Genomic DNA, 22903 nt, shown 5'->3' with positions numbered 1-22903 from the left:
CGCACGATGACAAGCCACAACCGCGCGCCGATTGCGATAGGTTCGCAGTGTGGATGCGGGCCCCAGTCTGTGCTCAAGCAAGACTGGTCGCACAAGATCTTCGCGGCGCTCCGCAGCTAATAAAAATGAGAGGACGGGAGCAGGGCTCGCCGTCCCTGTTCGGCTCAACCGCTCATGGCTGCGCCTGCTGCCACTGCAGCACCGGATGCGTCGCTCCCGCCGGCATCGCCCATGCGCCACCAGAACCGAAGTCCCACGATGCAAAGCTCGACGGTGTGCTCATCTGCGCAGTCGTGAGTCCGTTCGTGTCCGGCGGCGCCGTGCCGCCGCTGAGGTTGGCGCCCGCGGCGCTCGTGCGCGTCGTCGTATCCTTATCCCAGTAGACGTTCGTGTTGATCGTGCCGTAGTTGTACGCCGAGATGCCGCCGTACGCTCCCGGTGGCCCGCCGCCACCGACCTGGCCCACAGCGAACGACTCGTTCACCACGCCGTTGGCGCTGTTGGTGCTGACCAGTCCTCCTCCGCTCCCGATCGCGCCCGTGCCACCGGTCGCATAGGACTGAGTGATCATGCCGTTGTTGTTGGCGACCAACCCGCCCGTGGACCCATGCGAGCCGCCTACAGTCACACCGGTCGCGAATGATTGTGCGATCGTGCCGTTGTTGGTGCCCACAAGGCCACCCAACGGTCCCTGGGATCTCACATCCGCCGAACTCGACGAGCGCTCGACGGTGCCGTTGTTGATGCCCACAAGACCGCCGCTGCCGCCGTTGCCGAAGCCGCTCTGCAAGACCGAGCCCGTCGTCGATACATAGGCGACGACACCGTCGTTCTGCCCCGCGAGCAAGCCGAGGGATCCGTTGTTCGAGCTACCGACGTGGCCATTGGTGACACTCAGGTCGCGCACGGCACCGCTTGTGCCGACCACGCCGAACAAACCCGCGATCGCCTGGGTCGAGATGACCGGCGCGACCGCGTTCAGGCCATCGATCGCATGGCCGAAGCCATCGAACTGGCCAGTGAAGGCGGCATCTGCGGTGGTTCCGATCGGCGTGAACGCATTGGGGGAAGTTTGCGTCGCGGTCGCGTCGATGTCTTTGCCGAGCGCATAGTTGCCCGCCAGGTCTTGCGACACGTTGCGCAAATCCGTCAGGTCGTTCACGAGCCTGTACGCGGTCACTTGCGTGACGAGGCCGCTATACGGCGCAGCAGCCCAGCCGCTGTTTGTGAGCAGCGTGCCCGGTGCGTAGCTGCCGTTCATGTCGTAGAGCGCGCTCACGATGCCGGTGCTAGCCGACCAGTCGATCGTGCCGCCGTTCGTCACGCTGCCGCCGTTGTTCACGCCGTTCGCATCCGCCCGGACCGTGAGATTTCCCGCGCCCGTGTTAGCGATCGTCGCGCTCGGGCTGATCGTCACGTCGTGCGCCGCGCCAAGCGTCAGCGACGCGTCGCCCTGCCATCGCACATCGCCCGCGACGCTCAGATCGCCGGTTGCGCCGTTCGCGGCGGTGGCTTCGACATCGATCGACGTGCCATTGCCCAGGTTGCGCGACAGCGTGTCCGCGGTGGTGCCATCGATCGAGAAGGTCGGCGCGCCGAGCTTCCATTTGCCGGCTTGCACCATCGCACCGGCCACGTCCAGCGCGTTCGCGCGCGTCTCCACCGTGCCGCCGCTGCCGTCGGCGTTCGTCGCGGCGATCTCGCCGTTCGCATGCACCGAACCTTGATCGGCGACGAGCCATACGTGGCCACCGCGCGTCTCGGTACCCGTCGCGCGAATCGCTGCGCTATTGCCCGCGAGCGCGTAGACGTTGCCGTCCGCAGCTTGCAGGCTCGCTTGCGCGGCCTGGATCATGCCGCTGTTCGTCACCGTGCCGCCGCTACCCGTCTGCACGAAGACTTGCTGACTGCCAGACGCGTCGTGCAGCAGGACCTCACTGCCGGTCGCGAGTTCGGCCGAGCCTTGCGGCGCGTCGATCGTGCCGCGGTTCGCGACGGTCGTGCGCGACACGAGAAACACGTCACCGCCGCTCGAGCCGATCTTGCCGAGATTGACGACCGAGCCGTTGCCGCCTCCCGACAGCGTGAGCGGGCCGCCAGCCATGAACGCGTCGTTGTCGACATTGAGTGACGAAGCGACGAAGCGCCCGCCCGTCGCGACCACGCCGCCAGGGCCGATAAGCACGCCTTGCGGATTGATCAGGTAGACGCTGCCGCTCGCACTCAGTTGTCCGAGAATCACGGACGGATCGCCGCCCGTCACGCGATTGAGCGTCGCGCCCGAGCCGTTGTTGAAGGTTACCTGCCGGCCGCCGCCGATCGAGAAGCCGTTCCAGTCGATCACGCCGCGCGACGAGTTCTGATCGATCACAAGCGCCTGACCTCCGCCGCTGATCGAGCCGCTACCCGCGACGAAGTGGCCGCCGTTCGGCAATGGCGGTGCGGCATGAGCGTCAGCGCATGCGAGCGCGACGACGAGCGGAACGAGAAGCGCGAGTGGTCGCAACAGCGCACTGCGAGTACTCCAGAGATGCGCATGCCCGGACCGATGCTTGTGATGCGTCCGCGGGATGAAGCGGGAACCGTACTGCATAAGCCCTCCGATACTGTTGTTCATTCGTTCTTCGTTGGGGCCGCTGACGGTAGAGCCGCTTTCGCCATCAAACTTCCATGAGGCGCGAACATCGACGTGCGAGCAGGCGAGCAGATAGTAACTATGAGCTTAATACGCTCATGCCGTGTTTCGCACAATCGTATTGTTGAAAATTAAATTGGCAGTGCCGCAGCCAGCCGAATGTCAAGGCGACATCCAGATGCGGCATGAAAATTGAGCGCTGTTACTGGTCAGAAATTACGCGCGTTCACTGGCTGTCGCCAATTGCGTGTGGTCGAGAAAGTGGATCTACATCGGTGTCAAGCCGGATATCGCCATGGCCATCAATGACGCGCACGGGTTGAAGAGAACAGAATTGCCCGCGACATCGAGTCGAGCGCGCGGCGGGAGCTGCAGTTATCAGATTTGGGTGAGGAACCGTGCATCCGCATGCCAGAAACGCCAACTTCCGCATCACCTAAATTGGGCGTTCGTCCCGCCGCTCTCGGCATTAAACATAAAAGGAATGATCGAACTTTCGCATTCCGACTGGAGAGAATAATCGGCGGAAATTCATCACCCATTTTTAGGCCACACCCAGCGCCGGTAGCTGGTGCGACAATATCCTCGGAACGGATCGTCTAGCCGGTGCTCTTATGACGCAATCCCGATGTGATCGCTGCGGCGCGACTGGGCCTGCGCACGACTTCGTGAGTGCCGGGTCGGACGGCACTTGGCGCGTGCTCTGCAGCCGATGCTTCAACACCGAAATGGCGCGGTTCGCTGATCTGCAGGGATTCGAACATCCGAGCTTTACACCGCTTCGTCTCCGTGATGTAGACGACAACGATCACGAATTTCACTTCCGCAGTTTGTTGCTCGGCGATCGGCTTTCCCTGGAGGCATTCGAGCTGGCTGGCGACGATGAAGCCGCAGGCTACCGCTTTCAGATCCTTGGTCAAGCTGATTCGGAGCCATTTGCCCTGTTGGGTCAACTGATCCAGAAGATAATGCGGGCCTTAAGCATGAAGCACCTGCAGGCCGACGCCGGACGTTTGCAGATCGCCGACATGACTGTTCGAGGGCGCGTCGAATGGAACGGCGACGAAGGTGCCAGTCAGCCTTGCGTGATCATCGATGGGCGGCGCATTGAGTGGAATGACTTTGGCGCGATGCTTTTGGCGTTCGAAGGATGGCCGTTCCGGCTCGAGATGCTTGACCCGAGCGACGAGGCTTGACGCCGCTACGGGGCGCTTTTTCGCCGGCTGCGAGTTGGCTGGCTGCCTACTCTAGTCCCCGCCTTTTTCTGAGCGCCACTGTGGGATCAACAGTGCTTGCCACTCGCCGAAAAGCTGTATAAATTCACAGTACTGTGTTTATATACAGCACGGAGGGCGACGATGGAGCACCTGGTCAGGATCTGCAACGAGAAAGATCGGCTAACGCTCGAATGGCTGCGCAGGCACGTGGGCGATGCGGCGATCGCCCTCGCCGTCCAGCGATGCACGGGATCCGGCAAGCCTTATCTGTCCGCAGTTTGCCGACGCTTGGGTGTTCAAACACCGGATTTCACTGTTTCGCGGCGGCAAACGTTGAGTCCGATCGCCGAGGACTCGTTGGCGACCATGCGGAGCATCCTCGCAGTGCGAACGACAGCGGCGAGACGGGTTGCGACGTCGACGTGGTAGGTGCTGGGCGGCAGGTCGCAGCCGAACGCAGGTTGATCTGACCGCGCGACTACCCTTCTTCGTTGAGTAGCCACGCGGGAAGATCCCGTGCACCGTTAATCACGCGCCAGATTTCGACGTGATCGTCGCGATCTACATAAAAGACGAGATGGGGGTAGCGCTTGAGTGGCCACGAGCGAAGTCCGGGCAGATCGAGCTCGTAGGCATAGCGGGGAGATCCCACTGCGGGATTTCTGCCGAGCCGCAGATAGGCCTCTTCGACAGCAGCGATAAACCCCAGCGCGGCGCGCTCAGATCCTTCTTCGAGAAGGTAATAGTCAATCTCGCTTTCGACGTCCTGCCGCGCCCGATGCGTAGGGATAACCGGCTTCGACCTCATTTACGCGCATTACGCACGCGCGTGCGCAGCGACTCGAAGTAGCTTCCATCAACCGGCGTCGTCGGCCCCGATGCCACGCCCTCCAGCAGTAGCGCGCGCAATTGCTGCCGCTGCTGATCGCGGCGGATGAGTTCGCGGACATATTCGCTGCTGGTGCCATAGCCCCGTTCGTTGACTTGCTCATCAACGAAGCTTTTCAGTGTCTCCGGCAAGGAAATGTTCATGGTCGTCATGGGATCCAGCATAGCAGGCTTGCCAAAATTTGCCAAAGCCGGCGGCCTGATGGCCGTTCCTCGGGCGTCTCTATCGCGCTGGATTCGTCTCATGCGGCTGAGCGCAGCCGCTCTCGGTACTCCTTTTTGCAATATATCGAGCTGAGCGTTTCCCGTGAACCATCGAGTGTGCAAAGATCACCAAGCCGCGTTTCCAAGCCAATATCAATCTATCAATAGATAGACAAATTGTTGGCGGGGCGCCAGGCAACAGACGCCGCAAAGATTGATCAGCTTCGACGGAGCTGCCACCCATCGTCGCGAAGTGGCCGTTCTACTGTCACTGCGCGGCTTCGAGTAGATTCGAAATCCGCAACTGACAGCGCGCGTCGGCTCCGCCCCGCTTGTATGTCTGAATTGCGCGAGCGTTGTTGGGCAGCGCATCGTTTGACGATTCCGCGCACCACAGACCTTCCCAGTACAGCCCGAGGTTGTGTGCCGCGGCCTTGTGACCAAGTTCAATAGCGTGGTCGTAGAGCGTGACCGCTTTTTTGACATCGACCGGCATGCCGCGGCCGAGCCGCGCACTGTCCGCCAGTGCGGCCGCCGCCAATCCGCGCAAACGCCCGTCGGCCGAGTCATCCTTCATCACGTCCTCAAATATTGCGTTGCCCGTTTCGAAGTCCGCGTCTCCACCCGTGGACGTGACAAGCGAGACGGCGAGCGCCAGGCGCAAGGTCGGATGGCGATTGATGCCAACGCGCTCGAGGAGCCGTCGTCCGAGCAGCGGTGCCCCGTGGAGCGCGCTGGTGAGAAGGCCGTTGGCGATAGCGGCGAGACTCTCGGCGGACAAGAAGCCCGCCGCGGAGAGGACGTGGCGGAAGAACTTCTCTGGGTTGAGCGACGGGTCGCCCAGTCGCAGCATCTTCCACTCACGCTCAATCTGGCCAAACCATCCCGGGTCAACATTCATGGTGAGCAACTCCACGGTGAAAAACGCACCCAATGATAACTCACCCTTTTCTCGTTGCCGAGATACGAAATGAGAGCACGAGTCGTGGGCGCGATTTTGCTTACTACGGTAGGGGCGGATTCATCCTCTCCTCATTGCTGCTCCCGCGCCGTTTGTGTTCGGTGATCATGCGCCGGCGAGGAAGTCTGGAATGGCGGTGTCGGGGGGATATGCCGACGGATCGACGACATGGGGTCGTCACGAGCGTTTTGTTCGTATATCTAAACGCGTATCCTCGTTGCTACGCTGAAACCGAAACATCAGACTGGAGCAACAGTTGGCGAATTAAGAATCGATAACGCTCGTCTATAATTCACGAAACGACCGACTCAACTATGGCAGGGAGCCGACTTCATGAGTCAAGCGCGCGGGCGATACTCGGGATCTCGCGACAGCGGCCAGCGCCAACCACGCCACGTTAAAAAATCTGCGCCCGACCGACAGGGCCAACGATACGTAAAGGGGACTCAAACGCGAGACCCCAGCGCGACCGCGTCTATTTTCAAAACGCGATCATTTCAGTTTCTGGTTGATGCGGTGGGTGCGGAGAATATTGCGCTAGGACTTGATTCGACCCTGACGAGAGTGGCTGAACTCACGAAGGGCGAGAGATTTACACCCGAGACGGCCTTTCACATGGAGACTACGCTTGGGTTGCCGCATGGTTTCTTTGACCAGCCCCATCCACAGCTCGCGCCCGACACAATCGCGCGTTTGAAATCTCCTTTAGCCTTTGTTCAAACCGACGCCGATCCGGAAGAATCATTCGAGACCTCTAAGCCGGTCTTCGCAGCAAAGGGAAGTCAGCCTCAATTTCTTAAAGATCGTTTCCCCGAGGAATCGGAAATGCCCGAGAAAGCAAATGACGGAACGCCATCGCCTGTCAAGAATAGAAGAAACGCAACGGCTTCGCAGTCTAGCGCTAGCAACTCGATCAAGGGCGTACCTGCAAAAAACGCATCTCCGAAGACGAGCCGGCAGCAATCACTTGCGTTGAACGACGTCGCGGCGATTCAAGACATCCGGCGCGCCAACCTCCATGTTCTAACCGCACGCAATGGATCAAAGGTGAGGCTTGGGGTGGTCATGCAACTTACCGGCTCCAACATGGCCCATCGACTGCACGGCAAGAAACGCATGGACGATGCAGAGGCGAATCGTTTCACGGAGCGCCTTGGTTTGCCAACCGGCTGGCTGGACACCCCGCGCGCGCACGAAGACATTCCGGAATCGGTGTCGCGCTTACTTCTCCCTGCTTCGCGCAAGAAGGCATCGGCTCCTGAACAACGGTCAATCACGCATGTCGATAACTCGCCTGTTTCAGCGACTGTCTCGCACGAAAGGGAGACGCCGCTCATCAGCGAAGATAACGCAGGCGCCACTTCCGCTGAGCATGCCAGTCCTGCACGCGCAGAAAGCAACGCCTCGGATTCCGCAGTGCTCGAGCAGATCCCCCAAGCTCCAGTGCCGCAACTTCACACGGCGCCACACGCCTCCACATCGGTGACAAGCCTCGGGAACCTCGAAGGTCTTGAACCGATTGCAGAGGCGCTGATCAAGACACTTGCGGGCAAAGCACGCACTGGACGATTGGACGAGTTGAAGGCGCTGGAGCTTCTGCAGCAAGCAGTGTTGCTATAGACGAGCGTCAGGGCCAAAGCTCGCCACGACTGACGAAGCGAGGCGCGCGAGCAGAGATCCGACGCCGGGCGCACGGGAAAGGCGTCCAGGTTCTCGGCGAGCTGGCGCCTGACTTTCTTCCCTTTGTACGGTGGGCCTGTTCCGATGGCTGGACTGAGGGCAAGATAGGCGAGGAAGTTACGCGCGACCGGCGGCATCGCACCGCTTGCGTTGCGCCGATCGGACGCCTGGGGGGAGACGCGCTATGGAAAAGCTCACGAAAAGCTGCTCGACGCTTGCTGCGTTGGCGCTCCTGCTGACTGGATATGCCACTGCCGGCGCGCCGCATAGCGGGCCACATCTGACCCCAACCGAGTGCCGTGACCTGGCCGCGACTAAAAGCAACGCGCCTCGGACGAGATCTCAACACCGAAGCGAGCTGTCGGCTCTGAGCAAAGCGGGCTATAACCCGTCACCATGGCATGACGACCCAAATTACCCAGCGGATCTACACGCCGCGCAGCGCCGGGTCGACCATTGGTTCGAAACGGAGTGCAAGAAGTCTCAACCCGGGTGAGAAGCACCGGACCCACCCCGGTCCTCGTCAGACTTAGCGCGCAGCAACCGCGCGTCGCTGCAGCGCACCGCAGCGCTGATACCTTGGAGCGTGGCCTGCAGACCACCGCACGGGTATCCGTTTCAACGAATGCCCAGGGTGCGCCACGGCCTTGTTTTCGTCCACGAGCCGGCTCTACTGAACTCGTGACTCTCAGTGTTTCGGTCCGCTCTCAAATATCACGCCCGTGATCGGGCATCCCGGGAACGCACATACTGAAGGGCTCGTGGCCGATAAATAGCCGCTTTGGCAGTAGAACGGCCTCCGCCGCACCGATCGTCATTAGCATTACAAACAGCGACTCGCTGTCATGCCGAACCACGGCGAACCCCGTATCGCCAAGTGTGCCATTGAATCGCGGATCGGCTTCCAGGAGGTCGCCGTCGTCATGAAGCCCCCACAGACGCGCGTCCGGAACCATCATCCAGCAATCCGGCAACCTGAGCAGCACGTCCCGCACGTCGCAGTATTCGCATATGACCGCAGCCTGCGCGTGATCGGGTCGGCGAAACCAGCTCGACTTCGCCGCCGGTTCGACAAGAATGGCCGCCACGGGGAACAACAACAGGTCGAGTTCCATAAGGCTTCCAGAGCATTACTATCGACTGATCCGCCATGCCACATCGCGTTCCGGTCACACGAGGTTAGAAGTAGTGTCGAAGACCAACGCGGGACACGAACTGCTTGTCTGTCGATGAGGGACCCATCGTGGCAATCGATGCCACTGTGCCCGTTGCGCCACCGGCCTTCTGTCCCGCGAGTTCGATATAAACATCGGTCCGCTTCGACAACAGGTAGTCGGCAGCAAGATTCAAGGAATACCAATGGGAATCCTCGAGCTTGTCGTAGGACACCTTGGCGGAAAGATCGACATCCGGCATCGGCCGATAGTCGCCGCCGAGATGGATGACCTGATCCGTCGCAGACTCTCCGTTCAACTTCAGCTTCGTATTCGTGTAGACCACCGAAGCGCGCCAGTTGCCGAACGTGTACATGCCCGCGGCACCGAAGATTCGTTGATTGTCCACCAGTTGCACCGTAGAGGGCGCGAGCCGCTGGCCGAGCAAAGCCGGCGCGCCAGTCAAGCCTGCGTAGACCGGCGCCTGGTTGATGTCGGTCAGTACCAGCGCCGCGGAAAACGGTCCGTAGCTATATTGGACGTTGCCGCTGTACGCGCGTCCAACATTGGTCGACGAGGTGCCGGCATTCTGCCCGAACGAATACATGGCGCCGAAGGTCAATCCGCCGAAGCTCGCGCTGTTGAACTGCACCGCGTTATTCAGACGCTCGCCGGCAGTGCGGTCCAGGTCTGCGTTTTCGAACAGCATGATCCCGCAGTTGAGGTACGGCACCATGTACCGCTCCAGTTGCAGCGTGTAATCGTATTGACGGCCGAGGTAGACATCGCCGATGTCCGATTTCCCAAGACCGACGTATGCCTGCTTGCCGAATATCAGGCCCTGCCCCATCGCTCCCGTGTTCAGCGAGAAGCCATTCTCAAGTTTGAAAATCGACCGCCAGCCTCCGCCCAGGTCTTCGCTGCCGGTGAAGCCAAGCGCGTTGGACTTGTTGATGCCGTCCTGCATCTTGAAGGCCGAGTGGCCTCCGACGTTGCTGATGTAGCTGATGCCGTTATCCACGCTACCGTAGATCGTTACCGACGACTGAGCGAACGCCCCGGCGCCGAACGACTGAAGCATCAACAGCGCGGCAATGTGATGTCTCTTCATTTATGTTCCTGGCACGTCCGATGATTCAAAAGAAAACAGCTCTCCCCGGCGGGCGATGAGCCCGCCTGGGTCTTTCCAGTGCTTTGAGATATCTATGCGGCCCGTCAGTCAGCGCGCAGATCAGTGATCGATCTTGCGATTGCGCGTTTCGGGCAGCAGGAAGGTCGCGGCGAGGCTGATCACACTGGTCGCCACCACGTAGTAAGCGGGGGCCAGAGCGCTATGCGTCACGGAGATGATCCAGGTCACGGCAAATTGCGTGGTGCCGCCGAAGATGGCGGTTCCGACGCCATAAGTAATCGCAATACCAGTACTCCGGAAACGCGCGGGCATCAATTCCGGAATGGCAACCAGCCCCGCGGCGGCGCTAGCCGCAGTCAACGCAGCCAGCACGGCGGTCGCGAGGAGCAGGCTTGCCACGCTAGGCGCCGTGGTAAGCCACCAGAACATCGGCACGATCAGCACCGCCAGCGCGACGCGTGGCACGATCATGGCGGCCTTGCGCCCCCAGGCATCGCAGATCAAGCCGCCGGCCAGCCCGAAGACGAATGTCAACGCGCCGCCTATCAGCACGCTCACCTGCGCGAGCGTGGGTGGCAAATTGAGAACCTGAATGGCAAAGGTCGTCATGTAATTCCCGATCTGCGTCGAAACGGCGCCGGCCAGCAGAACCAGCGTGCCGAGCACGACATATCGCAGGTTGCCGGACAAGCTGCTCTGATCGGGCCGCCCCACTGCCACCTTGGGCGCTTCATCGAGCGTCTCCGGAATATGCCGGCGAATGTAGATGGCAACCGGAACGAGCAGCAGGCTGAACAGGAAGGGAATCCGCCATCCCCAGCTGGCGAGCTGCGAGGCGGTGAGCAGCAGCGAAACAACGACGCCGATCACGCCGCCGACTGCGACGGCCATGCCCTGGCTCGCCAGTTGCCAGCTCGCGTAGAAACCTCGCCGGTTGGCCGGCGCGGCCTCGACGAGGAGCGCCGTCGACGGGCCGACCTCTCCGCCAAGGGCGAATCCCTGGATGAGGCGGCAGATCACTACGATGACAGGCGCCGCCGTGCCGATTACCGAGTAAGCCGGTGTCGCAGCAAGTCCCAGGGTGCCGATCGTGATCAGGACGACCGTGAGGATCATCGCGGGCTTGCGCCCTGCCCGGTCCGCGAAGCGCCCGATCACGATCGCGCCGAGCGGACGCATCAGGAAACCGACGCCGAACGTCGCCATCGACGCCAGCAAACTGCCGAATTCTCCGCCAGCAGGAAAAAACGCTCTGCCGATATAGACGGCAAAAAACGCGTAGATGACGAAATCGTAGAATTCGAGCGCGTTGCCGGCGACCGCCCCTGCTACCGCTGCGCGGCTGATGACGGGGCGCGTCTGGCGTACGCTGCTGGCGTCTTGCGCGCCCGCTTCGAGCGTACTGAAAGTGTTCATGTCTCGTGTCTCCATTATGGTGTCCTCTACTGCCTGGCAAGCTGCGAACAGGCTTCTGTGCGGGACTTACTCATCGATTGCCCTTCGAAGGCCATTGAGCGATTGCAGATAGACCTCGCGTCCCTGTATCCAGACCGCGAGTTTCCAGTCGTCGAATTCGGGGTAGAACGCGCGTTTGAAGGCGGCCTTGATCGCCTCGCGCATGGAGGCGTCCGCACAGTCGTAGCGATGCAGCCAGTGCTCGGCGCGCATGGCGAGAATCACCTGCTCCATCGGATACGTGCCGAACTCGAGGCACACGTTCGTCTGAGTTGCTTGCGGACTTTCCTGCGCGAGCGACGCCTGTATCGGACCGGTCAGCGGAATGCTCGCGGACGTCCCGGTCGCAACCGAGGTCAGGTTGTCGCCCCACCATTGCCGCGAGCGCGCCAGCGTGATCGGATTGTCGAGCGCCGCGAAAATGCGCTCGCCCACTCCGTACGGGCCAAGACCAGTATGGATGTCGATCGAACCGATATGACGGCTCTTCGCGGCATATTTCCGCAGGATCGACCGGAACGTTGCATTGCTCCAGGCCGGACCGACGCCGCCGAAGTGCAGTCCGTCATGGAACGCATACTGCCCCAGTGCGACCGCGCGCTGGAAGCCACGCATGCCGACGCGTTCGCGGAATGCGTCCAGACGCGCTTGGTTCTCTGGTCGCGGTGGCCACTCGGGCGGCAACAGCAGATCGTGTATTTCCGCATAGTCGCGATTCTCTGGAAGCGGCCCGGAAAAGTCGACGAAATTGCGGTTCAGATCGACGTTTTCGTGCGTCGCCCGGCGCGTATGCGAGAAGCCATACGGGTTGACGGCATGCACGTGCAGCACTGCGGTGTCTTCATCGCCGGGTCGCCCGATACGATCAGGGCCAAGCTCGAGCAATCCAGTCTGGATCGCGGATCCGCAGTAGCCTTCGACGCCATGACATCCGCTGATGACAACCAGCAATTTGGACGCGCTGGCGGAGCCATCCAGTGCGACATCGGTCGCGAGGGTCTCGCCATCGGCTCCGCGTAGCGGGAGCTCGTACGAATCGACGGCCAGGCCGCGCCGAGATGCCGCCGCGAGGAATTTCTCGCGAGCCTCAGCATAGCTGCGGCTGAACAGTTGGTTGATTTCAGTTTGTGCCACGGTCGGATGGAAGGATTGATTCAAGCGTGAATGCGGGATTGCAGGCGCTCCTGTTGCCGGAGCCGGCAGGCATCACCGAACGCAGTGAAAATCGCATGCGCAAGCGGGCTGTCATCCACGCGCATTTCAGGGTGCCACTGCACACCCAACGTGAACTGTGCGGCCGACTCGACGGAGACGGCTTCGATCAAGCCATCCGGGGCTTTTGCCTCGACGCGCAGCCCGGCGCCCAGTTTCTCGACACCCTGATGGTGCAAGGAATTGACCATGACGGCTTCCGCCTCGCCCGCCAATTCTGCGAGCCTGCCTCCAGGCGCGATATGGAGGGCGTGGCGATCCTCGTACCAGCGCGACAGGGGCCTGTCATGGTCGCCCTCGCGATGATCGAGCCGCCCCGGCTGGTCATGCACCGCGCGCTCAAGGCTGCCACCAAAGACGACGTTGAGCTCCTGGAATCCGCGACAGATGCCGAGAAAGGGCACGCCCGCCTCGAGAATCGCTGGCAGCAGACGGAACGAAACCGCGTCGCGGTTCGGATCGATCGTGGTCGAGGCCGGCAGCGGCGCCGCACCGTAGCGCTCGGCCGCGACGTTGGAGGGGCTTCCGGTCAGCAGGAAACCATCGATTGTGGAGATGAGCGTCTCGGTGTCGATACTTTCGTCATGGGCCGGCACGATCAAGGGGAGTACTTGCGCCACCTGAGCGAGCGCATGCACGTACCCGTCCAGAACGGCGTGTGCCGCATGCTTATGATGTTCGAAACGATCGGCGACTACTGCGACGACCGGCCTGTAAGCGCGTGGGTGATTCATGTCGAATACGCAAATGAAGACTCGTTAAGGCGAGTCTAGTAAGACTATTCATTTGTGTAAATTGCATATTTATTTCGTCTATCATGCAATTTATGCAAGTGGACCCGCCATGAACACGCGACAACTTCATCATTTTCTGGCCCTGTTAAACGAAGGCACGCTCAGCGCCGCCGCGGCGAGCGTCCATCTCAGCCAGCCCGCGCTGTCTCGGAGCGTGCGGGCGCTGGAGGATTCTCTTGGTGTGCTTCTGTTCGACCGGACGGAGCGCCGGCTGCAACCGACTGCCTATGCCCGGAGTTTCGCCGAACGTGCACGGCGCATCGTCTTCGAAGAACGAGAAGGGTTGCGGGCAATGCAACTGATGCGTGCAGGTGGTGCAGGAACGCTGACGTTCGGCATGGGGTCATCGCTTGCCGATACCTTGCTCAAACCGATGGTGCTCCAATTGCTCACGTCGTCACCGCAGGTCAAGCTGCGGTCAGTCATCGAAACATCGGATCAGTTGATGAAGTTGCTGCTCGACGAGAAGCTCGATTTCTTCGTCGGGGATATCAGGGTTGCCGCGTTCTATCCCGATGTAGCAGTTGAATCGGTCTACCAGTGCCGCTTCGGCTGGTATGCAAACGTGCGGCATCCGCTTTTGAAGGAATCAGCGGTCACGATGCGCGAGCTGATGCAGTTCCCGCTGATTGCGACGGGCTTTCTAGAGGAGTCCCTCGCACATCGCTTCATGGAACTGTATGGCCTGGCGGAGCCCTTCGCCGATCTCTTCGCCGTGATCGTTAGCGATCTTCCGACCGTATATGACCTCGTTTCGTCGAGCGACGCGGTCGTGACATCCACCGACTTTGCGATGCTCGCGGCTATACGGAACGCAAAGGCCGTATTGCTCAACGTCACGCCACAGCTCGACATGGAACTGACGCTCGGGATGGTCCGCCTTAAGGGGCGAACTCTCGTGCCCGCCGCTGAACGAGCTTTCGCGATCATCCGGGAGCGTCTGAGCACCGTTGCTTGATTGCGTGAATAAGGTTGCGCACACCTGTGCACATACCGCGGGAACCTGCGACCGGCGTAGACCTTGGACACGGCGAAATCGATCACGTGGGAATGAAATCAGCGTCACGGTCGAAGGCAAAGCGCGAACCAGCACTCAATTGTTGGTGAGTTGCAGGCTACATTGGCCGAAATCGGAAGACCGTTGTCCGACCCGTTTCTGCCGTTCGGTCAGTTTTTTCGAATGTAACGCTCAAAAGCAGCCGGAGCCGAGACAGGCCGCCATGGAAGTCAGCGATAACAGATATTCGTGACATGAAGTGCGGGCTGTAACGAACCGGTCCGTAGCGTATGCGCCGGTTGGTGACATTGTGGACGCCATCCGACGGACCGGCGCGCCGATTGGACCGATTACCGGTCGCATCATGCTGGTGAGCACGGCAGCGAGACGGTAAAGACGGTGCCGCTTTCTGAAGAGGCGACCCCAATCGTCCCCTGGTGCGCGCTAGTAATGCAGCGGCAGATGTACAGGCCCAGCCCCATGCCTGCCGCCGTACCACGTCGGTCGGCCGGGCCCGCCCGGGTCAGCGGATCGAACAGTGTGGGCAGCGCGCGTTCGGGGATCGGGTTGCCTTCGTTGGATACGACCAGTGTCACCTGGCCATCGTGACCGCCGGCTTCGACGACGATGAGACCCGTTCCGTAGCGAACAGCGTTTGTCAGCAGATTGACGAGCAGCTGGCTGAGCCGGCTACCGTCCCACCTACCTCGGAGTTCCCCCGCCAGGCGCAGCTCGATATTGGCATTGGGGTAGGCCGCGCGCACTTCGTCCACCGCATCGCTACAGATTCGCCCGATATCCTGTGGCGTGAAACTGACCGGCAGCGCGTCGCCCAACCGGGTGCGCGTAAAGATGAGCAGATCGTCAATCATCTGTTTCATCCGAATCGCGCCGCGCTGAACAAAGGCCACCGCCCTCGCGCCGGCAGCGGAGAGGCCCTCGTCATGCAAGAGTACTTCGCCGGCATTCAGCATTGCGCCCAGCGGCGAGCGCAAGTCATGGGCGAGTACGCCTGCGAACAGGTCGCGGATACGCTCAGTGCGATGTGCGTAGTGCCGCACCGATTCGGCAAGCACTTGGTCGACCGCCTCGTTGAACCGGATCATCTCCTGGAACGCCGCTGCACCGGAGGGCGACGTTTTCTGCCAGCGGCGCAGCACTGTGGCGCGCAGGGAACGGAACTCGGCAACCACATCGTTAATGCTGAATCCGTGTGACAGGCGATCCTCCGCATGCAGACGCGCGACCCGGTTGAAGGCGGAATTCGGGGCGACCTTATCGCCGCGCGATTTGGTTTCCTGCTGCGCAGCGTTCTGCGTCTCACGCATGTCCGTCGCGATCGCCGTCAGGATATCAACCGCCGAATCACGCAGCTGGGTTTCCGTCAGCTGGCTGTCCTCCTGGCTGAGCACAAGCGCATAACTGGTCCAGTCGTCAATCAGACCGGGAAGATCGGCGTCAATGAAGTCTGCAAGGCTCATCCGGATCTCCAGCAGAAAGTTGTGCTGTTGTTGGGGGAAGGGCACCCCGATGTTGCACGAGTAGTGAAGGCCCTCACCTCCGCGACCTGCACGTCGACGGTCCGTCCTCGGGAAAGATATCGCCTATGACCCGGATTGTACCCACAGCCTGTCCTGCAATTCTTGCTAGCCGGGTTGGTCTTGCGAGGGAACGTGGCAGATACGTGCGCGTCCGGATCCACAAAAGCTGCAGTAACTTGCCGGACTTACCGGTCACGCGAGCAAGTTGACGTAGTCAATCGCGAATGGCCGGTAACTAATCCAGCGGCCGCTGTCGCGTCCTACTCGCTGCGTCGGGCGCAAGTCGCCAAGCGGATGACCGAGCGCGATCGCGCCGCCGTTCGGATTCACGTCAGTTTCATTATGTCAGCCGGGCCAAGCCCGCAACCAAGCGGAAACTGCCGCGGGCCATCGGACACCACCCAGCTTGGTCGTCCGGCACAGGCGCTTCTCAATCTTCGCTTGCAGCTGCATGCAACCTTCGCTTTCGTTTTGTTATCGCGTCATTCCAGCGAAGACGCGGCAGAGCCTGCTGGCTTTCACGCGTCGGGGGGCGACCGGGGGCACCGATTTGTCGACGAACGTTCTAATCACGAAGCGGTGGCGTGAGCAGGTCGAGACGATCAAAGACTGATGATCCTCCCGACCATGCAGACGTCAGAGTCCCACATCGGTTGAGAAGCCGAATAAACGAACCGCATTTTCGACAAGAAGCCTGCGACGAGTTGTCTCGCTGTGCGCCCATGCTTTTACGAGCGAGAAATCGCGCACCTCATTTTCTTCTCTGAACGGCTCGATGTCCGTGGGCTTGGCATTGCCGCGTCGTTCGGTCGCGCCGGTGTGCGGCCAGTCGGAGCCCCAAACCACTTGCCCAGGCGCGGCTTCGACGAGCGCACGTCCGATCGGCGCCGTATCCGGATACGGGGCTCGCTCCGAGATCCGATAAGGCGCGGACAACTTGACGAAGACCTTGCCGCTGGCCATGAGACCGGTCAGCGCGCTGAACCCGGCCTGTTGCGCACCATGCGCGGCCTTCGCGAATCCGAAGTGATCGAGCACCACCGGATGCGGCTGCGCCTGGATGCGCGGCGCTAGCGCCTGAATGACCGGCAGCGCCGCGAAGATCTGAATCACCGCGGGACGTCCACGAAGCGTCTCGACGGTCTCCGAAAGTCGCCGATACGCGCCTTCGACATCATGGTTCTGCCCGACTTCGAGGTTGATGCGCACGCCGCGCACGCCCGCGCCGATCAGGTCGTCGATCTGCTGTCCCGAGAACGATTTGTCGATGACCGCGATGCCTCGCGCCGAAGCGCCGAACTGCCGTAGCGCGTCGAGCAGGCAGGCGTTGTCCGTGCCATAGACGCTCGGTTGAACCACGACCGTACGCTGCACGCCGATCGACGCATGAAAGCGCCGAAGATCGGCGACCGTCGCGGCCGGCGGCGTATAGCGGCGCTTCGGAGAATAGGCGAAACGCGCGGGGTCGAACACATGACAATGCGAATCCACGACGCCCGCGGGCACGCGGAACCCGACAGGCGACGCAGGCGCCGCCACTTTCGCCGCCTTGGCCGCTTGCGCCGATGCAAGGTCGAAGCAGAACAGCGATGCCGCTCCGGCTGCGACGAGAAACCCGCGTCTGTCCATCATCGAACTGTCTCCATTGTTGTTGTGGCGGGTCGAGCGCTCACTCGTCCTTCACGAAGAATCGAAGCGATGCCGTCAGCAGCGTCGACAGGATGAGCATGACCGCCATGCCGAGCATGCCCATCGAGAACGAGCCGGTCTGATCCTTGAGCCAGCCGACGAGGAACGGACCCGCGAAACCGCCGAACGTGCCGACCGAATTGATGAACGCGAGGCCGCCCGCCGCCGCCGCACCCGACAGAAAGCGCGTCGGAATGCTCCAGAAGACCGCGCGCGCCGTAGTCACGCCGATGATGGCGATCGTGATGCCGATCATGGCCGGCCAGAAGGCGTTCAGCATCGCCGCGACGATCATGCCGCCCGCGCCGAGCAGACACGTCAGCAGCAGATTCAGGATCTTTTTGCCGCTGCGGTCGACGGCGCGCGCCCACGTCAGCATCGCGACAGTCGCGAAGATGTACGGAACCGACGAGACCAGACTGATCGCCGATACGGAAAGACCGTGCGACTTGAGGATCGTCGGCAGCCAGATGCCGATGCCGTACGAACCCATGACGAAGCCGAACTGGATGCCGGTCAGAATCAGCACGCGACGATCCTTGAGCGCGGCGCCGAGATGCTTCTTCTCCTTCTCGCGCCGCTCCGAGGCCAGCATGCCGATCAGCGCGTCGCGCTCCGGCTGAGTCAGCCAGTGCGCCTGCGACGGGTTGTCGCGGAGCATCAGCAGCACCACCACGCCGATGATCGAAGCAGGCAAGCCCTGCATGATGAACATCCACTTCCATCCGGCCAGTCCCAGAACGCCGTCCATGTTGAGTAGAAGACCGGAGAGCGGTCCGCTCAGGATCGACGAAACCGGCACGCCGACCATGAACCACGCGAGCATGCGCGTGCGGTATTTCGCGGGAAACCAGCACGCGAGATAAAACGTGACCCCCGGAAAGAATCCCGCCTCGGCCACGCCCAGCACGAAGCGCGCGAAATAAAAGCTCTTCGGGCCGACGGCGAGCGCGGTCGCGGCGGCGGCGAGACCCCACGTGATCATGATGCGCGCGAGCCAGCGGCGCGCGCCGAAGCGATAAAGCATCAGATTGCTCGGAACTTCGAGCAGGCAATAGCCCGCGAACAGAATCCCCGCGCCCCAGCCGAACTCGGTCGCGGAAAGACCGAGATCGGCGTTCATGCTGAGCGCGGCGAAACCCACGCTCGTGCGGTCGATGTAGTTGAAGATGAACGCGAGCGTCAGAAGCGGAAGCAGTCGCCATGCGGTCTTCGATACCGCCTGTCGTTGCAGCGCTTCCTCGCCCGAGGGCGCGAGCGTCGCGGATTGTGCGTGCGATGCGGATGTCATGGCTTGTCTCCTGCCGAATGCGGATGTTAAGGCGTCAGAACTTGTGCCGGATGCCGACTCGCACCGCGACCTGATTGCTCGTGGTCGACGGCGTCATGCCAGTGATCATCGCGACGGCGGGCTGGTTGAGCGAATCGGTGCCGCTCGCGTGCTCGTAGACCGCGACCGTGTACACGTCGGTGCGCTTAGAAAGAAAGTAATCCGCGCCGAGGCTCGCGAGTTCGTACTTCGCGCCATCGTGGCCGGCCGCGCCGCGACCCTTCGTGTAATCGAAAGCCGCGCCGAAGAGCAGCGCCGGCGTGAGTTGCCATTTCGCGTTGACTTCGGCGTTATGAAAATACGCCGTGCCCGTATAGCCGAATGGATTCGGCCCCGACGACGAACCGAGATCCTGATAACGCGTGTTCGAATAGGCGACGCCGAACGTCGCCGGTCCGATCGCATAAGCCGCCGCGATCGCCGCGATCTGCAAGCTCTTCGCCGATGCGAATCCCGCATACACCGGATTGCTTTGCGGCGACGTTGCCGAGCCTGCGCTGCCGAGATTGTTCGTCGTCGCCGGGCCGCCGTTCGGATTCGAGCCGTAGAACGACGTATTCGGATTGCGCGCGTTCAGATAGCCCGCGCCAATCGAGAGCGGACCGTTCGCATAACCCGCGCCGACCGACCAGATGCTGTTCGTGCCGAACGATCCCGCCACGCCGCCGAAGCTGTACAGTCCGGCGAAGGTGAAGCCGCCCATTGTCGGCGACGTGTACTTGATCGAGTTGTTGATGCGGCGAGTGTTCGATGCATTGTCGAGATCGCCGGGATGCTCGGCCATATAGCCGCCCCACTGCGGCGCGGCGAGCAGCGGCGCGTAGAAGTCCACCACTTCGTCGTACTGACGCCCCGCCGTCACCTTGCCGTAGTCGCTCGCGACGCCGACCCACGACTGCCGTCCGAACTCCGCGCCGCCCTGGCCGAGCGTGCCGTTGTTGGCGTTGAAGCCGTTCTCCAGCAGGAAGATGGCCTTGTAGCCGCCGCCGAGATCCTCCGTGCCTTTGAGGCCCCAGCGGCTGCCTTGCAAGCCGCCCGTGCCGCCATCCATCACGGCCCATTGGTGGCCGCCCTTGAAACCGCTCGCCGTGCGGCCGGTCTGCGCATTGTTCAGATAATTGATGCCGATATCGACAATGCCGTACAGCGTGACATTGCTTTGCGCGTGCGCCGCGAGGCATGGCACGAGCAGCGCGGCGGGCGCGAGCTTCTTGAACAAGGTATGTCTCCGTGAATGTGTTCTTGATTTCGGTCGATGACGCTCAGGCGTCCTGCGTGACGGTTTCGCCGATCAGGCTCGACAACACGTAAGGCAGGATGCCGCCGTGGCTGAAGTAAGTCGCTTCGATCTGCGTGTCGAGGCGCGCGAGCAGCGTGACCTCGCGGCGTGCGCCATCGGCGCGTGTGATGACGAGCGTCACGTGTTGCAGCGGTTGCACGCCGTTCTCGATGCCGATGATGTCGAAGGTCTCGCTGCCGTCGAGTCCGAGCGATTGCGCGCTGTCCTCGCCGATGAATTGCAGCGGCAGCACGCCCAAGCCCGCTAGATTGCTGCGATGAATCCGCTCGAAGCTGCGCGCGATCACGGCCTTCACGCCGAGCAAGCGGGTGCCCTTCGCGGCCCAGTCGCGGCTCGATCCGGTGCCGTACTCCTCGCCCGCGACGATGATCGAAGGCGTGCCCGCATCGATATAACGGCGCGCTGCAGCGAAGATGGTCTCGCGCTCGCCGGTCGGCTGATGCAGCGTGTACGGGCCTTCGTCGGCGGCGCCGTCGGCTTTCGCCGGCAGCATGAGGTTCTTCAGGCGCACATTGGCGAACGTGCCGCGCACCATCACTTCGAAGTGGCCGCGACGCGCGCCGTAAGTGTTGAAGTCCTTCTGCGCGACGCCATGCGCGTTAAGCCATTCGCCTGCTGGCGAGTTCTTCGCGATTGAGCCCGCCGGGCTGATGTGATCGGTCGTGATCGAATTGCCCAGGATCGCGAGCGCGCGCGCGCCCTCGATCTTCGTGGCGGCTTGCGCGTCGCTGAAGAAATCGGGCTCGGCCGCGTAGGTCGACTCGGGCCAGTCGTACACCGCGCCCTCGCCGCTCTTGATGTCGTTCCACAGATCGTGGCCCGCGGTGAAATCGCCGTACAGGTTCGCGTAGTGGCTCGGATTGGCCGCGTAGCCGCTCAATGCCTTGATCTCGTCGTTCGTCGGCCAGATGTCGGCGAGCATGACCGGTTTGCCGTTCTGATCGACGCCGAGCGGCTCGGAGCTCAGATCGATGCGCGTCGTGCCCGCCAGCGCGAACGCGACGACGAGCGGCGGGCTCGCGAGGAAGTTCGCGCGTAGATTCGCGTGAATGCGCGCCTCGAAGTTGCGGTTGCCCGAAAGCACCGCGCTGCAGACGAGATCGTTCGACACGACCGTGTCTTCGAGCGCCGGATCGAGCGGCCCGATGTTGCCGACGCACGCGCCGCATCCGTACGCCGCGATGCCGAAGCCGAGCCGTTCGAGCGGATCGGTGAGCCCGGCGTCCTTCAGATACGCGGTCACGACGCGCGAGCCCGGCGTGAAAAGCGTCTTGACCCAGGGTTTCGCCTTCAGGCCGCGTTCGAGCGCCTTCTTCGCGACGAGGCCAGCCGCGACGAGCAGTTCGGGATTCGACGTATTCGTGCACGACGTGATCGCCGCGACGAGCACATCGCCGTGGCCGATGTCGTAATCCTTCGCCGAAACCGCGTGACGCGTTTCGAGTTGCGCCGCCGTCTTGCCATAGCCGCCGCTCTTCGCGTCCTGAAGCATCACTTCGTCGAAGCGTTGTCCGAGCGCGGACAGATCGACGCGATCCTGCGGACGCTTCGGGCCCGACACGCTCGGCCTGATCTTGCCGAGATCGATACGGATGACGCTCGAATAATCGATATCGCCCGCGCGCGGCGCACCGAACAAGCCTTGCGCCGTGAAGTAATCGCGGATCAGCTCGACTTGCGCGTCGCTGCGGCCGGTCTGACGGTAATACTTGAGCGTGTTCTCATCGACGGGAAAGAAGCCGCTCGTCGCGCCGTACTCGGGCGCCATGTTGGCGATCGTCGCGCGGTCGGTCGCGCTGAGAGACGCCGCGCCGTCACCGAAAAACTCGACCAGCTTGCCGACCACCTTCGCCGCGCGCAGCGTTTCGGTGACCTGCAGCACGGCGTCGGTGGCGGTGACGCCCGCCGCGAGCGCACCGCTCAACTCGACGCCGACGACATCGGGCATCAGCATGTAGACCGGCTGCCCGAGCATGCCTGCTTCCGCCTCGATGCCGCCCACGCCCCAGCCGAGCACGCCGATGCCATTGATCATCGTGGTGTGCGAATCGGTGCCGACGAGCGTATCCGGAAACACGACGCCATCCTTTTCGATGACGCCCTGCGCGAGATATTCGAGGTTGATCTGATGACAGATGCCAATGCCCGGCGGCACGACCTTGAACGTCTCGAATGCCTGCATGCCCCACTTCATCAATTCGTAGCGCTCGCGATTGCGCGCGAACTCCACTTCCATGTTCCGGCGCAAAGCGTTCGGCACGTTCGAGAATTCGGTCTGCACCGAATGATCGACGACGAGATGCACCGGCACGAGCGGCTCGACGGCCTTCGGATCGGCGTTGCGCTTTTGCGCCTGGCTGCGCATGGCGGCGAGATCGGTCAGAAGCGGAATGCCGGTGAAATCCTGCAGTAGCACACGCCCGACGACGAACGGAATCTCGTTCTCGCGCGGCGCGTTCGGTTTCCAGTTGGCGAGGTCCGTCACGTGCGATTCGAGCACCTTCGCGCCGTCGCAATTGCGCAGCACCGATTCGAGCAGAATGCGGATCACCACCGGCAAGCGGCCGATGTTGTCGAAGCCGCGCGCCGCCAGGGCGGACAGCGAGTGATAGCGGACGGCTTGCGTATCGAACGTGCGGAGCGTACGGACGCAGTCGAAGGCGTCGGCGCGAGGTGAGGCCATGATGATGTTCTCTGTGGAATTGGGGGGAATG

20 protein-coding genes are annotated in these 22903 nt (G+C 61.9%); 5 read left to right on the top strand and 15 right to left on the bottom strand.

Going from position 1 to position 22903, the window contains the following annotated elements; translation table 11 throughout:
* Positions 1 to 172: 172 nt before the first annotated feature.
* Positions 173 to 2593, bottom strand: coding sequence for a two-partner secretion domain-containing protein (locus tag AWB78_RS19960; RefSeq protein WP_082883352.1), 2421 nt, complete (start codon positions 2591 to 2593; stop codon positions 173 to 175).
* 656 nt (positions 2594 to 3249) lie between these two features.
* Between AWB78_RS19960 and AWB78_RS19955 the strand changes: the two genes are divergently transcribed.
* Together AWB78_RS19955 and AWB78_RS50260 are read left to right on the top strand one after the other, a co-directional pair.
* Positions 3250 to 3831, top strand: a complete 582-nt coding sequence (locus AWB78_RS19955) for a DUF7713 domain-containing protein (RefSeq protein ID WP_062607351.1) — start codon at positions 3250 to 3252, stop codon at positions 3829 to 3831.
* Between the two features lie 162 nt (positions 3832 to 3993).
* Positions 3994 to 4281 carry a CppA family protein gene (locus tag AWB78_RS50260; protein WP_062607350.1) on the top strand — a complete coding sequence of 96 codons (288 nt, stop codon included), beginning with the start codon at positions 3994 to 3996 and terminating at the stop codon, positions 4279 to 4281.
* A 49-nt stretch (positions 4282 to 4330) separates the two neighbouring features.
* Here AWB78_RS50260 and AWB78_RS19945 read toward each other — a convergent pair whose 3' ends face one another.
* The 3 genes from AWB78_RS19945 to AWB78_RS19935 form a co-directional block, all read right to left on the bottom strand.
* On the bottom strand, positions 4331 to 4660 hold the full coding sequence (locus AWB78_RS19945; protein ID WP_062607348.1) for a type II toxin-antitoxin system RelE/ParE family toxin: 330 nt from the start codon (positions 4658 to 4660) through the stop codon (positions 4331 to 4333).
* Positions 4657 to 4893, bottom strand: a complete 237-nt coding sequence (locus AWB78_RS19940) for a type II toxin-antitoxin system ParD family antitoxin (RefSeq protein ID WP_062607455.1) — start codon at positions 4891 to 4893, stop codon at positions 4657 to 4659. Before AWB78_RS19940 ends, AWB78_RS19945 begins: the two co-directional genes overlap by 4 nt.
* Before the next feature lie 319 nt (positions 4894 to 5212).
* Positions 5213 to 5845, bottom strand: a complete 633-nt coding sequence (locus AWB78_RS19935; protein ID WP_062607453.1) for an SEL1-like repeat protein — start codon at positions 5843 to 5845, stop codon at positions 5213 to 5215.
* Positions 5846 to 6520: 675 nt separating this feature from the next.
* On the opposite strand from AWB78_RS19935, the gene AWB78_RS19930 reads away from it, so the two are divergent.
* Positions 6521 to 7525 (top strand): hypothetical protein, encoded by a 1005-nt coding sequence (locus tag AWB78_RS19930; RefSeq protein WP_374729480.1) that lies wholly within the window; start codon positions 6521 to 6523, stop codon positions 7523 to 7525.
* Positions 7526 to 7769: 244 nt separating this feature from the next.
* Positions 7770 to 8081, top strand: coding sequence for a DUF4148 domain-containing protein (locus tag AWB78_RS43640; RefSeq protein ID WP_074173486.1), 312 nt, complete (start codon positions 7770 to 7772; stop codon positions 8079 to 8081).
* A 211-nt stretch (positions 8082 to 8292) separates the two neighbouring features.
* On the opposite strand, the gene AWB78_RS19925 is transcribed toward AWB78_RS43640, so the two are convergent.
* The 5 genes from AWB78_RS19925 to AWB78_RS19905 form a co-directional block, all read right to left on the bottom strand.
* Positions 8293 to 8700 carry a hypothetical protein gene (locus tag AWB78_RS19925; protein ID WP_062607345.1) on the bottom strand — a complete coding sequence of 136 codons (408 nt, stop codon included), beginning with the start codon at positions 8698 to 8700 and terminating at the stop codon, positions 8293 to 8295.
* Positions 8701 to 8764: 64 nt separating this feature from the next.
* Entirely contained in the window at positions 8765 to 9850 is a 1086-nt protein-coding gene (locus tag AWB78_RS19920) for a porin (RefSeq protein ID WP_062607343.1), read from the bottom strand.
* A gap of 120 nt (positions 9851 to 9970) precedes the next feature.
* Positions 9971 to 11287: an MFS transporter gene (locus tag AWB78_RS19915; RefSeq protein ID WP_062607341.1), complete on the bottom strand. Its 1317-nt coding sequence runs from the start codon at positions 11285 to 11287 to the stop codon at positions 9971 to 9973.
* Between the two features lie 66 nt (positions 11288 to 11353).
* Positions 11354 to 12484 carry a M14 family metallopeptidase gene (locus AWB78_RS19910; protein ID WP_062607340.1) on the bottom strand — a complete coding sequence of 377 codons (1131 nt, stop codon included), beginning with the start codon at positions 12482 to 12484 and terminating at the stop codon, positions 11354 to 11356.
* The gene (locus AWB78_RS19905; RefSeq protein ID WP_062607338.1) at positions 12481 to 13272 is read right to left on the bottom strand and encodes a gamma-glutamyl-gamma-aminobutyrate hydrolase family protein; all 792 of its coding nucleotides are present in this window, start codon (positions 13270 to 13272) and stop codon (positions 12481 to 12483) included. Before AWB78_RS19905 ends, AWB78_RS19910 begins: the two co-directional genes overlap by 4 nt.
* Positions 13273 to 13381: 109 nt before the next feature.
* Here AWB78_RS19905 and AWB78_RS19900 point away from each other — a divergent pair, with 109 nt between their 5' ends.
* Entirely contained in the window at positions 13382 to 14290 is a 909-nt protein-coding gene (locus AWB78_RS19900) for a LysR family transcriptional regulator (RefSeq protein WP_062607336.1), read from the top strand.
* A 401-nt stretch (positions 14291 to 14691) separates the two neighbouring features.
* Here AWB78_RS19900 and AWB78_RS19895 read toward each other — a convergent pair whose 3' ends face one another.
* The 6 genes from AWB78_RS19895 to acnA form a co-directional block, all read right to left on the bottom strand.
* Positions 14692 to 15810 carry a sensor histidine kinase gene (locus AWB78_RS19895; protein ID WP_062607334.1) on the bottom strand — a complete coding sequence of 373 codons (1119 nt, stop codon included), beginning with the start codon at positions 15808 to 15810 and terminating at the stop codon, positions 14692 to 14694.
* Positions 15811 to 16062: 252 nt separating this feature from the next.
* Positions 16063 to 16200 carry a hypothetical protein gene (locus AWB78_RS45300; protein ID WP_082883351.1) on the bottom strand — a complete coding sequence of 46 codons (138 nt, stop codon included), beginning with the start codon at positions 16198 to 16200 and terminating at the stop codon, positions 16063 to 16065.
* Between the two features lie 306 nt (positions 16201 to 16506).
* Positions 16507 to 17502: an amidohydrolase family protein gene (locus tag AWB78_RS19890; RefSeq protein WP_062607332.1), complete on the bottom strand. Its 996-nt coding sequence runs from the start codon at positions 17500 to 17502 to the stop codon at positions 16507 to 16509.
* Positions 17503 to 17539: 37 nt separating this feature from the next.
* Positions 17540 to 18850 carry an MFS transporter gene (locus tag AWB78_RS19885; RefSeq protein WP_062607330.1) on the bottom strand — a complete coding sequence of 437 codons (1311 nt, stop codon included), beginning with the start codon at positions 18848 to 18850 and terminating at the stop codon, positions 17540 to 17542.
* A gap of 34 nt (positions 18851 to 18884) precedes the next feature.
* Entirely contained in the window at positions 18885 to 20108 is a 1224-nt protein-coding gene (locus AWB78_RS19880; RefSeq protein WP_062607329.1) for a porin, read from the bottom strand.
* 43 nt (positions 20109 to 20151) lie between these two features.
* On the bottom strand, positions 20152 to 22872 hold the full coding sequence (gene acnA, locus AWB78_RS19875) for an aconitate hydratase AcnA (protein ID WP_062607327.1): 2721 nt from the start codon (positions 22870 to 22872) through the stop codon (positions 20152 to 20154).
* Positions 22873 to 22903: the final 31 nt, after the last annotated feature.

Source organism: Caballeronia calidae (assembly GCF_900044055.2).
Taxonomy (GTDB): Bacteria; Pseudomonadota; Gammaproteobacteria; order Burkholderiales; family Burkholderiaceae; genus Caballeronia; species Caballeronia calidae.
The sequence above is the reverse complement of the archived record's forward strand: the minus strand, read 5'-3'. Positions and strand labels throughout refer to the sequence as shown.

Coding starts and splice junctions, on each gene's coding strand:
- AWB78_RS19960 (WP_082883352.1), bottom strand. CDS start 2,593: ATGCAGTACGGTTCCCGCTTCATCCCGCGGACGCATCACAAGCATCGG.
- AWB78_RS19955 (WP_062607351.1), top strand. CDS start 3,250: ATGACGCAATCCCGATGTGATCGCTGCGGCGCGACTGGGCCTGCGCAC.
- AWB78_RS50260 (WP_062607350.1), top strand. CDS start 3,994: ATGGAGCACCTGGTCAGGATCTGCAACGAGAAAGATCGGCTAACGCTC.
- AWB78_RS19945 (WP_062607348.1), bottom strand. CDS start 4,660: ATGAGGTCGAAGCCGGTTATCCCTACGCATCGGGCGCGGCAGGACGTC.
- AWB78_RS19940 (WP_062607455.1), bottom strand. CDS start 4,893: ATGACGACCATGAACATTTCCTTGCCGGAGACACTGAAAAGCTTCGTT.
- AWB78_RS19935 (WP_062607453.1), bottom strand. CDS start 5,845: ATGAATGTTGACCCGGGATGGTTTGGCCAGATTGAGCGTGAGTGGAAG.
- AWB78_RS19930 (WP_374729480.1), top strand. CDS start 6,521: ATGGAGACTACGCTTGGGTTGCCGCATGGTTTCTTTGACCAGCCCCAT.
- AWB78_RS43640 (WP_074173486.1), top strand. CDS start 7,770: ATGGAAAAGCTCACGAAAAGCTGCTCGACGCTTGCTGCGTTGGCGCTC.
- AWB78_RS19925 (WP_062607345.1), bottom strand. CDS start 8,700: ATGGAACTCGACCTGTTGTTGTTCCCCGTGGCGGCCATTCTTGTCGAA.
- AWB78_RS19920 (WP_062607343.1), bottom strand. CDS start 9,850: ATGAAGAGACATCACATTGCCGCGCTGTTGATGCTTCAGTCGTTCGGC.
- AWB78_RS19915 (WP_062607341.1), bottom strand. CDS start 11,287: ATGAACACTTTCAGTACGCTCGAAGCGGGCGCGCAAGACGCCAGCAGC.
- AWB78_RS19905 (WP_062607338.1), bottom strand. CDS start 13,272: ATGAATCACCCACGCGCTTACAGGCCGGTCGTCGCAGTAGTCGCCGAT.
- AWB78_RS19900 (WP_062607336.1), top strand. CDS start 13,382: ATGAACACGCGACAACTTCATCATTTTCTGGCCCTGTTAAACGAAGGC.
- AWB78_RS19895 (WP_062607334.1), bottom strand. CDS start 15,810: ATGAGCCTTGCAGACTTCATTGACGCCGATCTTCCCGGTCTGATTGAC.
- AWB78_RS19890 (WP_062607332.1), bottom strand. CDS start 17,502: ATGATGGACAGACGCGGGTTTCTCGTCGCAGCCGGAGCGGCATCGCTG.
- AWB78_RS19885 (WP_062607330.1), bottom strand. CDS start 18,850: ATGACATCCGCATCGCACGCACAATCCGCGACGCTCGCGCCCTCGGGC.
- acnA (WP_062607327.1), bottom strand. CDS start 22,872: ATGGCCTCACCTCGCGCCGACGCCTTCGACTGCGTCCGTACGCTCCGC.